The 13,839-nt window shown below is 63.4% G+C and carries 10 protein-coding genes; 6 read left to right on the forward strand and 4 right to left on the reverse strand.

The window, feature by feature from the left end; all coding sequences use genetic code 11:
• Positions 1-129: 129 nt before the first annotated feature.
• The 3 genes from HCN58_RS32220 to HCN58_RS32230 all read left to right on the forward strand — a co-directional run bounded on the left by HCN58_RS32220 (position 130) and on the right by HCN58_RS32230 (position 5,611).
• Entirely contained in the window at positions 130-2,403 is a 2,274-nt protein-coding gene (locus tag HCN58_RS32220) for a marine proteobacterial sortase target protein (protein WP_171583376.1), read from the forward strand.
• 236 nt (positions 2,404-2,639) lie between these two features.
• A complete protein-coding gene (locus tag HCN58_RS32225; protein ID WP_171583377.1) occupies positions 2,640-3,218 on the forward strand; it encodes a class GN sortase in 579 nt (192 codons plus the stop codon).
• 170 nt (positions 3,219-3,388) lie between these two features.
• A complete protein-coding gene (locus HCN58_RS32230; RefSeq protein WP_171583378.1) occupies positions 3,389-5,611 on the forward strand; it encodes an acetate--CoA ligase family protein in 2,223 nt (740 codons plus the stop codon).
• 177 nt (positions 5,612-5,788) lie between these two features.
• Here HCN58_RS32230 and HCN58_RS32235 read toward each other — a convergent pair whose 3' ends face one another.
• A complete protein-coding gene (locus HCN58_RS32235) occupies positions 5,789-6,550 on the reverse strand; it encodes a S1 family peptidase (RefSeq protein WP_171583426.1) in 762 nt (253 codons plus the stop codon).
• 107 nt (positions 6,551-6,657) lie between these two features.
• Between HCN58_RS32235 and HCN58_RS32240 the strand changes: the two genes are divergently transcribed.
• The 3 genes from HCN58_RS32240 (at position 6,658) to HCN58_RS32250 (ending at position 9,731) form a co-directional block, all read left to right on the forward strand.
• Entirely contained in the window at positions 6,658-7,290 is a 633-nt protein-coding gene (locus HCN58_RS32240) for an HAD-IA family hydrolase (RefSeq protein WP_171583379.1), read from the forward strand.
• 109 nt (positions 7,291-7,399) lie between these two features.
• On the forward strand, positions 7,400-8,347 hold the full coding sequence (locus tag HCN58_RS32245) for an AAA family ATPase (RefSeq protein ID WP_171583380.1): 948 nt from the start codon (positions 7,400-7,402) through the stop codon (positions 8,345-8,347).
• 7 nt (positions 8,348-8,354) lie between these two features.
• Positions 8,355-9,731 carry a vWA domain-containing protein gene (locus HCN58_RS32250; RefSeq protein ID WP_171583381.1) on the forward strand — a complete coding sequence of 459 codons (1,377 nt, stop codon included), beginning with the start codon at positions 8,355-8,357 and terminating at the stop codon, positions 9,729-9,731.
• Between the two features lie 8 nt (positions 9,732-9,739).
• On the opposite strand, the gene HCN58_RS32255 is transcribed toward HCN58_RS32250, so the two are convergent.
• The 3 genes from HCN58_RS32255 to HCN58_RS32265 are packed head-to-tail and all read right to left on the reverse strand — an operon-like array spanning position 9,740 to position 13,811.
• Complete coding sequence (locus HCN58_RS32255; protein ID WP_171583382.1) at positions 9,740-11,968, reverse strand: xanthine dehydrogenase family protein molybdopterin-binding subunit; 2,229 nt, start codon at positions 11,966-11,968, stop codon at positions 9,740-9,742.
• Complete coding sequence (locus HCN58_RS32260; protein ID WP_171583383.1) at positions 11,965-12,462, reverse strand: (2Fe-2S)-binding protein; 498 nt, start codon at positions 12,460-12,462, stop codon at positions 11,965-11,967. Before HCN58_RS32260 ends, HCN58_RS32255 begins: the two co-directional genes overlap by 4 nt.
• Positions 12,459-13,811, reverse strand: coding sequence for a c-type cytochrome (locus tag HCN58_RS32265; protein WP_171583384.1), 1,353 nt, complete (start codon positions 13,809-13,811; stop codon positions 12,459-12,461). The genes HCN58_RS32260 and HCN58_RS32265 overlap by 4 nt, the downstream gene beginning before the upstream one ends.
• Positions 13,812-13,839 lie beyond the last annotated feature (28 nt).

Raw genomic sequence — 13,839 nt, forward strand, 5'->3', positions numbered from 1 at the left:
ACAAAGCCGCCCCGGCCGCGGCGTGCCGCGCCGGCCGGCGGCTGAACATTGCCGATCGTTCCGCTCGCGCCAAATCGGTGAATTCCACACCTTCTCATGCGGCGAAACCGCCGTTCGGGAGTGAGCGACATGACGACATGCGACGAAATCGAGGCCGACAAACGCAGCGAACAGCCCAGGCTGGTCAGGCTGGTGCTGTTCTTTGTGATGCAAGGCGTTGCCGTAATCCTGGTCGGGTTTGCGGCATTATTTTTGAGCTTTGAGCCGGTCTGGTCGGCGGAACGCCTGCAATCGGCCTTTCTCAAGCCCGGCGACGCACGCGCCGGCTCGCTGCTCCTCAAGATCGATGAGGGCTATGCCGACGCAGCGCGGCTCGGCATCGACGTCGATCTCACAGTGTCGGGTCCCACCGTCCGCGCCCGCGTTACCCAGATTTTTCGCAACCCTTCGAAAGACTGGGTAGAGGCGATCTATGTCTACCCGCTGCCGGCCGGCGGCGCAGTCGATTCGCTGAAGATGGTGATCGGCGATCGCGTCGTGGTCGGCGACATCAAGGAGCGGCAGCAGGCAAAGATCGTCTACGAACAGGCCAAGCAGAACGGGCAAAAGGCGGCGCTGACCGAACAGGAGCGGCCGAATATTTTCACCAACTCGCTCGCCAATATCGGCCCGGGCGAAACCGTACTGGTGCAGATCGAATATCAGGAGCCGTTGCAGCAATCCGGTGACGCGTTCTCGCTGCGGGTGCCGATGGTGGTCGCTCCGCGCTACAATCCCGCGCCCGTCGTGCAGAGCGTCGATTTCAAGCCGGAGGGCGGCGGCTGGGGTTTGGTCAAGTCCGATCCGGTTCCGGATCGCGACCGTATCTCGCCCGAAGTACTCGACCCCGCAACCAACGCACCGGTCAACCCGACCCGCATCACCGTGCGGCTGCAGGCGGGCTTCCCGCTCGGCGATATCAAAAGCCACTATCACGCGATCGAGACCGAAAAGCTGGATGCCAGCACAAGCAACATCCGACTTGTCGAAGGCCCGGTGCCGGCAGATCGCGATTTCGAGCTGAGCTGGAAACCGGCGGCCGAGAAGGCGCCGTCGGTCGGGCTGTTCCGCGAGCATGTCGGCGACAGCGATTATCTGCTCGCTTTCGTCACGCCGCCGTCGATCGAGCAGGCGCAGCAGAAACCGATGCCCCGCGAGGTGATTTTCGTGATCGACAATTCCGGTTCGATGGGCGGCGTCTCGATCGTCCAGGCCAAGGCGAGCCTAATCTATGCGCTCGGCCGTCTGCAGCCGAACGATCGTTTCAACGTGATCCGCTTCGACCACACCATGGATGTGTTGTTCCCGTCGGCCGTGCCGGCAGACAGCGAGCATATCGGCCGGGCCACGTCGTTCGTGGGCGCGCTGCAGGCCAATGGCGGCACCGAAATGGTGCCGGCGATGCGCGCGGCGCTGTCAGACAATAGTGGCGATGCCAACTACGTCCGTCAGGTCGTATTCCTCACCGACGGCGCGATCGGCAACGAGCAGCAATTGTTCGAAACCATCAGCGCGCTGCGCGGCCGCTCGCGCATTTTTATGGTGGGTATCGGATCGGCGCCGAACACCTATCTGATGACGCGCGCCGCCGAGCTCGGCCGCGGCACCTTCACCCATATCGGCTCGGTCGAGCAGGTCGAAGAGCGCATGCGCGGGCTGTTCGCCAAGCTGGAGAATCCCGCGGTGACCAATCTGGTCGCAAAGTTCACTGACGCCAGCGCCGATATCACGCCGGTCGCGATCCCCGACATTTACCGCGACGAGCCGCTGGTACTGGCGGCCAAGCTCGACAAGCTCACGGGCTCGGTCGAGATCAAGGGCCGCATCGGCGACCGCCCCTGGACAGTCACCCTCCCGCTGGCAAATGCGGCTGAAGGCAAGGGCCTCTCCAAACTCTGGGCGCGACGCAAGATCGCGGACGCGGAGGTTGCGCGCACCACGCGGCAGGCGAGCCCGGACGAGACCGACAAGGCCATCCTCGCGCTAGCGCTCGAACATCAACTCGTCACGCGGCTGACCAGCCTGGTTGCCGTCGACAAAACTCCGAGCAGGCCATCGGGCGAGCCGCTCAAGATCTCGGAACTGCCGATCAACCTGCCCGCCGGCTGGGATTTTGAAAGGGTGTTCGGCGAGCGCCAGCGAGTTCCGGCAACGCAAACGGAACGACGCGCGGATACGGAGGAGGCGCGGGTGCAGATCGCGGCACTGAAGCGGGCGCAGCCGGTCGTCACGCAGGCGCCGAGCACCGTCACGCTGCCGAGGACTGCGACTGACGCCGAACTGAAGATGATTTCGGGTGTGATCCTGCTCACGCTCAGCCTGATCCTTTTCGTGTTCAATCGACGTCAGATGTCACTGCGTTGACGTCGGCTGAAAGGAGGAGGACCTCCCCAACCTCCTCTTTCCAGAGCGCGCGCGGCTTCCACCGTCCCCCAGAGCCGCGCGCGCCGCTTTTTTCTCAACCACCACCGTCATTGCGAGGAGCGAAGCGACGACTTGTCCGTCGAAGCTCAACGAGCGAAGGCGGAAGCAATCCATCTATCCCGGCGTGGAGAGCTGGATTGCTTCGCTTCGCTGACAATGACGGGGAGAGTATCCCGATGCCCCGCTTCATCCTCCCTCTCCTTCTCGCGCTCATCGGCCTGATCCTGTTCGGCCAAGGGGCGTACATTCACGCCAAGGCGCTGCTCGCACAGGTCCTGCTGGAGCGGGCCTTTGAGAAAACGATCGCCACCGGGCGCGAGACAAAGCCGTGGTCGTGGGCCGATACATGGCCAGTCGCCCGCATCGAAGTGAAGCGGCTCGGTGCCCGCGCTATCGTGCTCGCAGGCAGCAGCGGCCAGGCGCTCGCGTTCGGCCCGGGTCACGTCGAACAGACACGCGACGCCGGCGAACGCGGCGTCGCCGTCTATTCGGCACATCGCGACACGCATTTCGCTTTCCTGAAGAACGTCGTCATCGGTGACGAGATCGACATCACAAGACACGACGGCCGAACGTTCCGCTATCGGGTGGATACGACCTCGGTGGTGCGCTTCGATGCCTCCGGCATCGACCCGCTCGCAGACGGGTACCACCTGCTGCTGTCGACCTGCTGGCCGTTCGACGCGCTGACACAGGGGCCCGAGCGTTATCTTGTGCACGCCACAATGATCGCGGACGCGCCGGGCTCGCGCTGAATTCTCCGCGAGCCGGGATATCGTGCGCGGCGCGAATGGCGCTGCGCGCGCAACGCGTGTTGCCACCCTCGCCAAGTCTCAATAAAAAGGGCGCAATCAAAAGAAAAGTGTGGCGCGGCGTTCGTCCTCGATCGCCACGGCCAAAGGAACAACCGAGTTAAGGGATATCCATGGACGCTCAGGCAAGCACCGCATCGCATCATGCCGAAAAATGGTCGCCCTCGCCTGACGCCAGCGACATCGTCAAGGGCATCCATGCGATGCTGCATCCGCGCAACATCGTGCTGGTCGGTGCTACCGATAAGCCCGGTAACTATGCCGAGCGCATCTGGAACAATCTGATCAAGTACGGTTACGAAGGCGGGCTGTTTCCGGTCAATGCCAAGCGCGAGACGATCTGGGGCGTGCCCTGCTACAAGGATTTTGCGAGCCTGCCCGAAAAACCCGATCACGTGCTGGTGCTGGTGCCGGCGCGTTTTGCGGTGCAGGTGATCCGCGATGCCGCCGCGGCCGGCGCGCGCTCCGCCACCATCGTCACATCAGGCTTCAGCGAGTTGCAGGACGAAGCGAGCCAGCGGCTGGCGGTTGAATTGAAGGAGGCCGTGCGCGAAACCGGCCTTGCAGTGACGGGACCAAACTGCCTCGGCAATTTGAGCGCGGGCGAAAAGCTGTTCACCAATATCGACGACCGTATCGTCACCATGGAAGCCGGCCCGGTGGCGATTGTCGGGCAATCCGGCGCGATCGTAATGGCGATCCGGCAGACACTGGAGGATCGCGGCGTCGGCGTCGGCTATATGGTCACCACCGGCAACGAGACCGGGCTCGAGACGCCGGACCTGATGACCTATTTTGCCGCCGATCCCTCGATCCGCGTCATCGTGGTCTATCTCGAAGGCGTGCGGAATACAAAAGTGTTCCGCGAAGCCTGCAAGGCCGCGCGCGCCGCCGGCAAGCCGGTCATCGCGCTCAAGTTAGGCGCCTCCGAAGGCGGCCGCGCCGCGGCGATGGCGCATACCGGCGCGCTCGCCGGCTCGATCGAAACGTTCGACGCGATCTCGACCCGCGAAGGCGTGATCCGCGTCCGCGGATTGGACGAATTGATCGAGACCACCGAATGTTTCGTCCATGCCGATCCGCCGAAGGGCAATCGTCTCGCCGCGGTATCGCTCTCCGGCGGCAAACGCGGGCTCCTGATTGACGCGTTCTATTCGGCCGGCCTGAACTTCGCTCCGCTCAGCCCGAATGCAACGGCGCAACTGGCGCAAATGCTCGGCCCCGGCAGCATCATCGGCAATCCACTCGACGCCGGATTTGCGGCCGTGGTCGACCCCTCCGTCTATATGAAGTCGATCAAGATCATGATCGACGATCCCGATACCGACATCGTCATCATCGACGCCGAACTGCCGAAGGCGCCGCACGAGCTGCGCGAACGCAACTTACGGATTGTCAACGAGATGGCGGGCGCCGCCAATAAGCCCGTGGTCTATATCAGCGCGATCTCGATCGGGTTCACCGAATTCACCAAGGCCCTGCGCAAGTCGCTGCCGAATATCGCCGTGATGCAAGGCCTCGACCGCGCGGTCGGCGCGATCAAATCGCTGATCGAATATGCATCTCTGCGCAAGGAAATGCCCGACATCGTATCGAGCTCGAAGGCTTCCGCGCGAGCGGTGCTGGAGAGGACGCTCAAGGCCGCCAACGGCGCCGCGGCACTCGACGAGGTCGCCTCGAAAAAGCTTCTCAAGGCCTACGGCATACCGATTTCAAAGGAGGAAATCGCGCAGACCGCGGCGGAGGCGGTGAAGATCGCCAAGAAGATCGGCTTTCCCGTCGTGGCAAAGGTCGTCAGCGCCGACATTCTGCACAAGTCCGATATCGGCGGCGTGGTGCTGAACCTCAACAACGCGGCCGAGGTGAAGAAGGCGTTCAACGACATCACCGCGCGGGTAAAGAAGATCAAGAGCAAGCCGAAGCTGGAGGGCATTCTGATCGCGCAGCAGGTCAAGGCCGACCTTGAGCTCGTGGTCGGCGCCTCGCTCGACGCCGAGATGGGCCCGGTCGTGCTGTTCGGCACCGGCGGCGTCGACATCGAACTGATGAAGGACGTCGCGCTTGCCGGCGCGCCGCTGGACGAGGCCGAGGCAAAACAGTTGATCGCCAAGACCAAGGCCGGCGTGAAGATGAAAGGCTACCGCGGCAAGCCGGCGCTGCACGAGCCTTCCGCCGTGAAGGCGCTGGTCGGCCTCTCCAATCTGATGGCGGACGCCGGCAACCGCATCGCCTCGATCGACGTCAACCCGTTTTTGATCAACAACAAGCTCGGCGTCGCCGTCGATGCCCTGATCGTGCTGAACAACGCCGCCGCGAACAAGGCGGCGGAGCAGTAGGACCTCATTCAGTGGTCATCGTCGTCCCTGCGAACGCAGGGACCCATAACCACCGATGCCAATTGTTGCTAAGACAACTAGCCCCATTGTCTTGCCGCTAGGCCGCGGCGTATGGGTCCCTGCGTTCGCAGGGACGACGGATGAACCCCCCATTTCTTTCGCGGGCGACGGATGTCGTTACAACCCTGCGCCCCACTTCTGCGCAGTCTGCACAATCCAGTCACGATACAGCGTCAGCGGCGTGACGCCGGTCATGCCGCCGCAGCCGGCGCTGCCGTTCGGCCCGGTCGACCAGCTCACGAGACCGACCATGACGGGACCACTCTCCTTGTCCTCGAACACCGGCGCGCCGGAATCTCCGGTGCAGGCGCCGAGCCCGTCGCGCGCGCCCTGGCCGACGGGATCGACTAGACGGATCTGCAGCGTGCCGGGCTTGCCCGTCGCCACCAGCCCGGCGACGCGGACGGCACCACCGCTCCTGCCGTCGCCGCGTACGGTCACGCCGATTCCGGCGACGGTAAAGCGGCTGCCAACCGCGATGGGAACGGTGGGCATCCCTAGCGCGGCCGGCATCTTGCCTTTGGCAGATGCAACCAATTGCAGCAACGCCACATCCGCCGTCGCACGATGCGCCTGCATCGCCTGCATGTTGAAGCCAGGATGAATGGCGACGCTCTTCACGTCCTGCAGCGAGGGCTGCTTGTCTGCGCCATACTCGACGATCTTGTATTCCGCGCCGGGCTGCACGCAATGCGCCGCCGTCACTACCATCTTTGGCGCGATCAGGGCGCCGGTGCAGAAATTACCACGCGAGCCGACAATGGTGACGATCGAGCGAGCGACGCCTTCAGTCAATGGCGCGCCACCGCCGACGATGGCATAGGCGGGAACTGAGAGCAGCAGCGTCAGGCCGGCAATCATTCGAGGCAGGATATTCATCGGCGCAGCAATAGCCCGCTCCGCGTGCATCGCCAAGCCGAGGATCGGGCTGGTCCGGACAGGCATTCCGTGTTAGCCGCTGCCCAACATAACATTCAGGCAGGAACATGATCGAGGCAGTGATCTGGGATTTCGGCGGGGTGCTGACCACCTCGCCATTCGAGGCGTTCATGCGGTTCGAAACTGAGCGCGGGCTGCCGGCCGACATCATCCGACGCACCAACGCCGCCAACCACCTGGAAAATGCTTGGGCAAAATTCGAGCGCGCCGAGGTCGATATCGAAGCTTTCGACGAATTGTTTGCGGCCGAATCGCTGGCGCTGGGTGCCGCGGTTCGCGGCAAGGACGTGCTGCCGTTATTGTCCGGCGATCTGCGGCCCGAAATGGTCGAGGCGCTCAAGCGCGTGAAGTCAAAGCTCAAGACCGGCTGCATCACCAACAATTTGCCTGCCAACGCCATCGGCAGCCACAGCGGCCGCACACTTTATGTCGCCGAAGTGATGGCACTGTTCGATCATGTCATCGAGTCCGCGAAAATCGGTCTCCGAAAGCCCGACCCGCGCATCTACCGGATGATGATCGAGGCGCTGAAGGTCGATCCCAAGAACTGCGTCTATCTCGACGATCTCGGCGTCAATCTGAAGCCGGCGCGCGAGATGGGCATGACCACGATCAAGGTGGTCAGTGCGGCGCAGGCGATCACGGAGCTTGAGTCGGCAACCGGGCTGGCATTGCGCTAGGCGGAAAATACCGGAAAACTGCGGCCGCCCATGAGCAAACGGCGCTTGTCCTTTGCCGGGAACGCAGGCAGAACGTTCCGAAACCTATCGAATTCGGAGTTGAAACCCCGTGGCTGATATCAGGCCTTCGGCCTCGATCGAGGCAGTGGAAAGCGGTCTTGCGGCGCAAGGCTATATTGCGAGCCGCCAGATCGCGACCGCGGTCTATCTGGCGCAGCAGATCGAAAAACCTATCCTGGTCGAAGGCCCCGCCGGCGTCGGCAAGACCGAGCTCGCAAAAGCGATAGCCGCCTGGCGCGGCATGAAGATGATCCGCCTGCAATGCTATGAGGGGCTCGACGAGGCCAAGGCGCTCTACGAGTGGAAATACGCCAAGCAGCTTCTGTATACGCAGATCTTGAAAGACAAGCTCGGCGAGGTGCTGGGCGGCGCCCCGACGCTCGAGGCAGCGCTGAACCAGCTTCACGACTTTGGCGACGTGTTCTTCTCCAAGGAATTCGTCGAACCGCGGCCGTTGCTGCAGGCGCTCGAGCAGCCGGCCGGCTGCGTGCTCTTGATCGACGAAATCGATAAATCGGACGCCGAATTCGAATCGCTGCTGCTGGAAATCCTCAGCGACTTCCAGGTGACGATTCCGGAACTCGGGACAGTGGTCGCGGTCGCACCGCCGACCGTGATCCTGACCTCAAACAGCGAGCGCGATCTCGGCGACGCGCTGAAGCGGCGCTGTCTGCATCTGCACATCGGCTTTCCCGAGCAGAAGCTGGAAGAGCGGATTGTCGAAAGCCGGGTGCCCGGCATTTCGCAGACGCTGCGCAAGCAAATGGTGAGCTTTATCCACGAGGTGCGCACGCTCGACCTGAAGAAGCTGCCATCGGTGAGCGAAACCATCGACTGGGCGCGCGTACTGGTGCTGCTGCAGGCGCCCGAGCTCGGCCACGAGATGGTCAAGGATACGCTGAACGTCCTCCTGAAATACGAGGCGGATATCGAGGCCACCATGCCGCAGGTCTCCACCTTCATCGCCAAGGCCTCGCGTCAAGGCGTCTTCGGGTGACGGACTAATGCGCGAGAACCTGCATCGCTTCTTTCGTGCGGCGCGGGGCGCAGGCGTCAGGCTCTCGCCGGCCGAAAGCATCGACGCAATGCGGGCCGTCTCCAAGATCGGCTTTACCGACCGCACAATCCTGCGCGATACGTTTCTGCTGACGCTCGCCAAGACGCAGGACGAGAAGAAGGCGCTCGGCGATTGTTTCGACCTGTTCTTCGATCGACCCGAGCCGCAATCGTCGGCCGAAGACGGCAGGGCGGACGAGCAGGATGCGCAGGGCTCCAACGCAGGGTCGGATTCACCGGGCGAGACAAGCAGCGGCGACGAGCAAGCCGAAGGGCTTGGTCAGCTCGCGCAAATGCTGCTGGCGCAGGACCGCAACCAGATTTCGGCGGCGATCGCCAACGCGGCGAGCGCGGCTTCACTCTCCGACATCCGCTATTTCACCCAGCGCGGCATCTTCTCCGGCCGCATCCTCGACCAGATGGGCATCCAGCGCCTGCGCGACGATCTTGATAACCTCGCCGCCAGCAACCCGGCGCTGGCGGAGCGGCTGACCAATGCGCTGGACGACATGCGCGGCACGGTCCGCGAAACTGTTTCGCAGGCGCTGATGCTGTACGGGCGCGAGGAGGCGGAAAATTTGCGCAACGAGATCCTGCGCAACGCCCCGCTGTCGCGGATCGAGCCGCGGCAGGTCGAACAGATGCGGCATCTGATCCGCCAGATCGCGCGCCGCCTGCGCGAGCGCTACTCCAAGCCACGCAAGCGACAGCGCCGCGGCCATCTCGACGTGCGACGCACCATCCGGCGCAACGCTGCCTGGGGCGGCGTGCCGTTTCTCACCGCGTGGAAGCGCCGGCATCGCGACAAGCCGAAGATCGTGGCACTGTGCGACGTCTCGGGCTCGGTGGCACGGGTTTCGGATTTCTTCCTGCTTCTGATCCATAGCCTGCATGAGGTCGTGGATGACGTCCGCTCGTTTGCGTTCTCCGGCCACCTGATCGAAGTCAGCGACATCCTGGAGTCGAAAACGCCGGAAGAGGCGATGGCCGAGATCATGTCCAAGGTGGGCTTCGGCTCATCCGACTACGGCAGCTCCCTCGCCGACTTTGAAGATGAATGGATGAGCGCGATCACGCCGCAGACCACCGTGATCGTGCTCGGCGATGCCCGCAGCAACAACCTCGATCCGCGCGCAGATATCCTCCGTCGAATTGCCGAGCGATCGAAGCGTCTGGTATGGCTCAATCCGGAGGGCCGGATGGCCTGGGGCTGGGGCGATTCCGAAATGCCGCGCTATTCGACCTTCTGCACCGTGGTCCGCCAATGCGCGACCGCAAAGCAGCTCGAACGCGCGGTGTCGGACATCGTGGCGAGCTATCAATAGCCCCGCCTTCACGCATCGATCGCCTCCTTGATGCGCTTGCGCGTCAGCGGCAAATTCCGCAGTCGCTTTCCCGTGGCGTTGGCGACGGCGTTGGCAATCGATGCCGCCGCCGGGCCCTGCCCGGTTTCGCCGCTGCCGAGGAACGGCTGCCCCGGCCGGTCGATGATGTGAACCTCGATGCTTTCGGGCACTGAATTGAAACGCAAGATCGGATAGGTCTGCCAGTCGATGCTGGTGATCCTGGTGTCGTCAAACGTTACGCTCTCATATAGCGTCCAGCTCATCGACTGCACGATTGCGCCCTCGATCTGATTGATCAACCCGTCCGGATTGACCACCTGCCCGCTGTCGACCGCCGCGGCCGCGCGCACCAGGCGCGGGCGGCCGGTCTCGCGATTCACCTCTATTTCAGAAGCGATGGCGCAATAGGCCGCCAGATTCTTGTAACGCGCAAAGGCAAAGCCATAGCCGCGATCAGGCGGCGGCTTTTGATCCGGCTTCCACCCGAAGGCTTGCGCGGCCTTTTCGATGACGTCGCGGCCGCGCCGATCGTCGAGATGCTTCAGTCTGAATTCGACCGGATCTGCGCCGGCGATAATGGCGAGTTCATCCATAAAACTCTCGATCGAGAACACATTGTGGTAGGCGCCGAGCGCCCGCATCGCCGAAATCCGCAGCGGCATCTCGGAAATGAAGTGATGCACCACGCGCGCATTGGGGAAATTGTAGAACGGGATTGCGTTGCGATCACCGCCGCCTTCCGGCAACGGCAGCGGCTTGGGGGCCGGTACGGCAAACGGTTGCGCCATGTGCTGCGCCGCCAGCATCGATCCGGCGCCGCCCGGCCGCATCGAATGCGTGTTGCTCCAGACATCGAAATTCCAGTCGGCGATCTTGCCACTGCCGTCGAGCGAGGCCTTGAGCTTCGTCACCATCGCCGGGCCGAACGGCTCCCAGGCATGTTCCTGCTCGCGCATCCATTGCACGCGAACGGGACGGCCGGGCAATGCACGGGCGATCAGCGCGGCGTCGGCCGCGGCATCGTCGGCGCCGTTATGGCCATAGCAGCCAGAGCCTTCGACATGGATCAGGTGAACGCTGGCCGGCGGGATGCGGAGCATTTCGGCGATGCCCTGACGATCGGGATAGACGCCCTGCGTATGCGTCCACACCGTCATCGAGCCGTCGACGAAGTGTGCGACCGCGCAGGACGGCCCGATCGATCCGTGTGCCTGATAGGGCCGCGTATAGGTCGCCTCGATGGTCTTCTGGATGCCGACGGCTGGATTGCCGCGCTCGAAAATCGTCGTGTCCTGCGAGGGCAGGCTGGTCAACACGTTAGGCAGATCGTCCTGTTTCGGCAGGCGTGCGGTTTCGTTCCACTTGGCGGCCGCGGCAAGCGCGTTCATCGCCTTGATCGACTGGAATTCCTTTTCCGCGACCACGGCCAGGAAATTGCCGTCGCGGATGACCTTGACGACGCCCGGCAGCTTCTCGACGGCAGAAGTATCGCATTCGCTCAATTGCGCGCCGTAGCTCGGCGGCCGCACGACGCGGGCATGCCCCATCCCGGGCAGCCGCATGTCTTGAACGTAGGCCGCAGCGCCGGTGACCTTGGCAGGGATATCGACACGCGGCACAGGCCGGCCGATCACCTTGAATGTCGCGGGGTCCTTCAGTTTGGATGTCGGCTGCGCCTGGACATGCAACATATTGCCCGCGACAAGCTCACTATACGACAGGCGCTTGCCATCCGGTGCGATTACCGCACCGTCCGCCGTCTGCAGGCTCTCGGCCGGCAGATCAAGCCGCCGCGCCGCTTCCGCAATCAGCAGCGCGCGGACCTGTGCCGCCGCGTTCTGGATCGCGGTGCCGCTGTCTTTCATGGAGTTGCTGCCGGCCGTATAGCCTTCATTCGCGGTCAGGCGCGTGTCCGCCGTCGTCAGCTTGAGAGATTCAAAGGCAACGTCGAGCTCCTCGGCCGCGATCTGCTGAAACGCCGTCTTAAAACCCTGACCGAGTTCGGCCTTGCCTGTGAACACTTCGACGCCATTGGCATCGATGCGGATCCACGCGTCGAGATACGGCGATGTTTTCAAGCTGCCGGGCGGGCTCGGTGCAGCAGCCGCGGGCGCGTCTGGTTGCTGTGCCAGGGCACTGCCGAGCGAGAAGCTGACGATCAGCGCGCCGCCGCCTGCCAGTACGCGACGGCGGTCGATAATGACGGGGGCGTTCATCGGGCACTCCTGTTCGCTGCCGGCGACGCTTCTGCCGTGTCCATCAGCCGCGCCGCCCGATGCACCGCACGCAGGATCCGCATGTGAGTGCCGCAGCGGCACAAATGTGGTTCGAGCTCGGCGCGAATTTGCTCGTCAGTCGGTTTGGAATTCCTCTGCAGCAAGGCCTGCGCCCGCATCATCATTCCCGGGATGCAATAGCCGCATTGCGCTGCCTGCTCTTCCATGAACGCGCGCTGGATCGGCGCGGGCTCCGCGATCGTGCCGAGACCCTCCAGCGTCGTTACCTGTTTGCCCTCCAGCAAAACCATCGGCGTCACGCAGGACAGCACGGCCTTGCCGTCCACGATCACCGTGCATGAGCCGCATTGCCCCAATCCGCAGCCGAATTTTGCGGCGTTCAGCTTGAGGTCGTCGCGCAGCACGTAGAGCAGCGGCGTATCCGTCTCGGCATCGACCTGGTGCTCCCGGCCGTTGACCTTCAATGTCATCATGGCTTTTCTCGCTGCTGAGGGTCGGCAGGTGCGTTCCGTGGCGCGGGCGACGTCTGGAGAAATACGGTCTGCGTGCGGCGCGCATCTTGAATTGACTTTTCAACGCCGGTCCACGCCGGCTGGTCGCTGAACCGCGCCCGCAAATAATTCAGCAAGGCCGAAGCCTGTTCGTCGTTCATGCTGGCGGCAAAGCCCGGCATGATCGGGCTGCGCTCGCCTTCCACCGCCTCAATGCCTGAAAGGACGATATTGATGAGATTGCGCGGATCGGGGCTCGAGATCGCGGTGCTGAGGCGGAGATCGACCCCGCCATAAGGTAGCGGCCTGCCGCCCTCGTGGCATGATGCGCAGGCGGCAGTGTAGATCGATGCGCCAACGGCGTTTGCCTGCGACGCCGTCCTGGCGCGCGTCAAGGCAGCCTCGCTTGGTCCCGTGCGGTCAGACGTTGAAGCACCGGATACGCCGGCCATATAGGCTGCGATAGCCCGGACGTCGCTTGCTGGCACTGAGGACAGATTGCTGACCACCTTCGCCATCGGCCCGCGCGCAGTGCCGTGATCGGGATGCCAGCCCTCGCGCAAATAGGCGAACAATGCATCGGCGGTCCAGGGCACGGGTGAGCGGGACTGGTCGTTGATCGCATAGGCGTGCCAGTCGTCGACATCGCCGCCGGCAAACTGCGCGCTGACGCGCTCCGCGCCCAGCGCATTTCGTGGCGTGTGGCAGGCACCGCAATGGGCGAGCCCTTCCACCAGATAGGCACCGCGATTCCACTCGGCGCTCTGCTTGGGATCAGGTTGATAGGTGTCGTGGCGAAGGAAAAGCAATTTCCATCCCGCGATGGCAAGCCGCTGATTGAACGGAAATGAAAGCTGGTTGTCGCGGGCCGCTGCGCGAACCGGCTGCCGTGTCATCAGGAAGGCATAGAGCGCCCGGTCGTCCTCATCGCTGACGTTGGTGAAGTGGTCGTATGGGAATGTCGGATAAAGGTGCTGGCCTTCACGGTTGACGCCGGACCGCATCGCGCGGCGGAATGCCGCTTCCGACCATCGACCGATTCCTGTCTCCGGCTCCGGCGTGATGTTGGTCGAAAAAATTGTGCCGAACGGGGTCGGCACCGGGAGGCCGCCGGCAAAGTTCTTGGCCCCGCGCCGCGTATGACAATCGCTGCAATTGCCGATCGCCGCCAGGTCGCGGCCTCGCTTGACGAGAGCGTCATCGAAGGATTGCGGACCGGGAGGATCGATTGCCGCGATTGCCGGGCGCCACGCAATTGCAAAGGCCGCCACCGCAGCGGAAATCAGCACGATGGCAACGATGCCCGCGATGATTCGCGCCGATGCCCGCATGCTCTTGCCTCGGGTTTTTGTTGATTGG

Source organism: Bradyrhizobium australiense, assembly GCF_013114825.1.
Classification (GTDB): Bacteria; Pseudomonadota; Alphaproteobacteria; order Rhizobiales; family Xanthobacteraceae; genus Bradyrhizobium; species Bradyrhizobium australiense.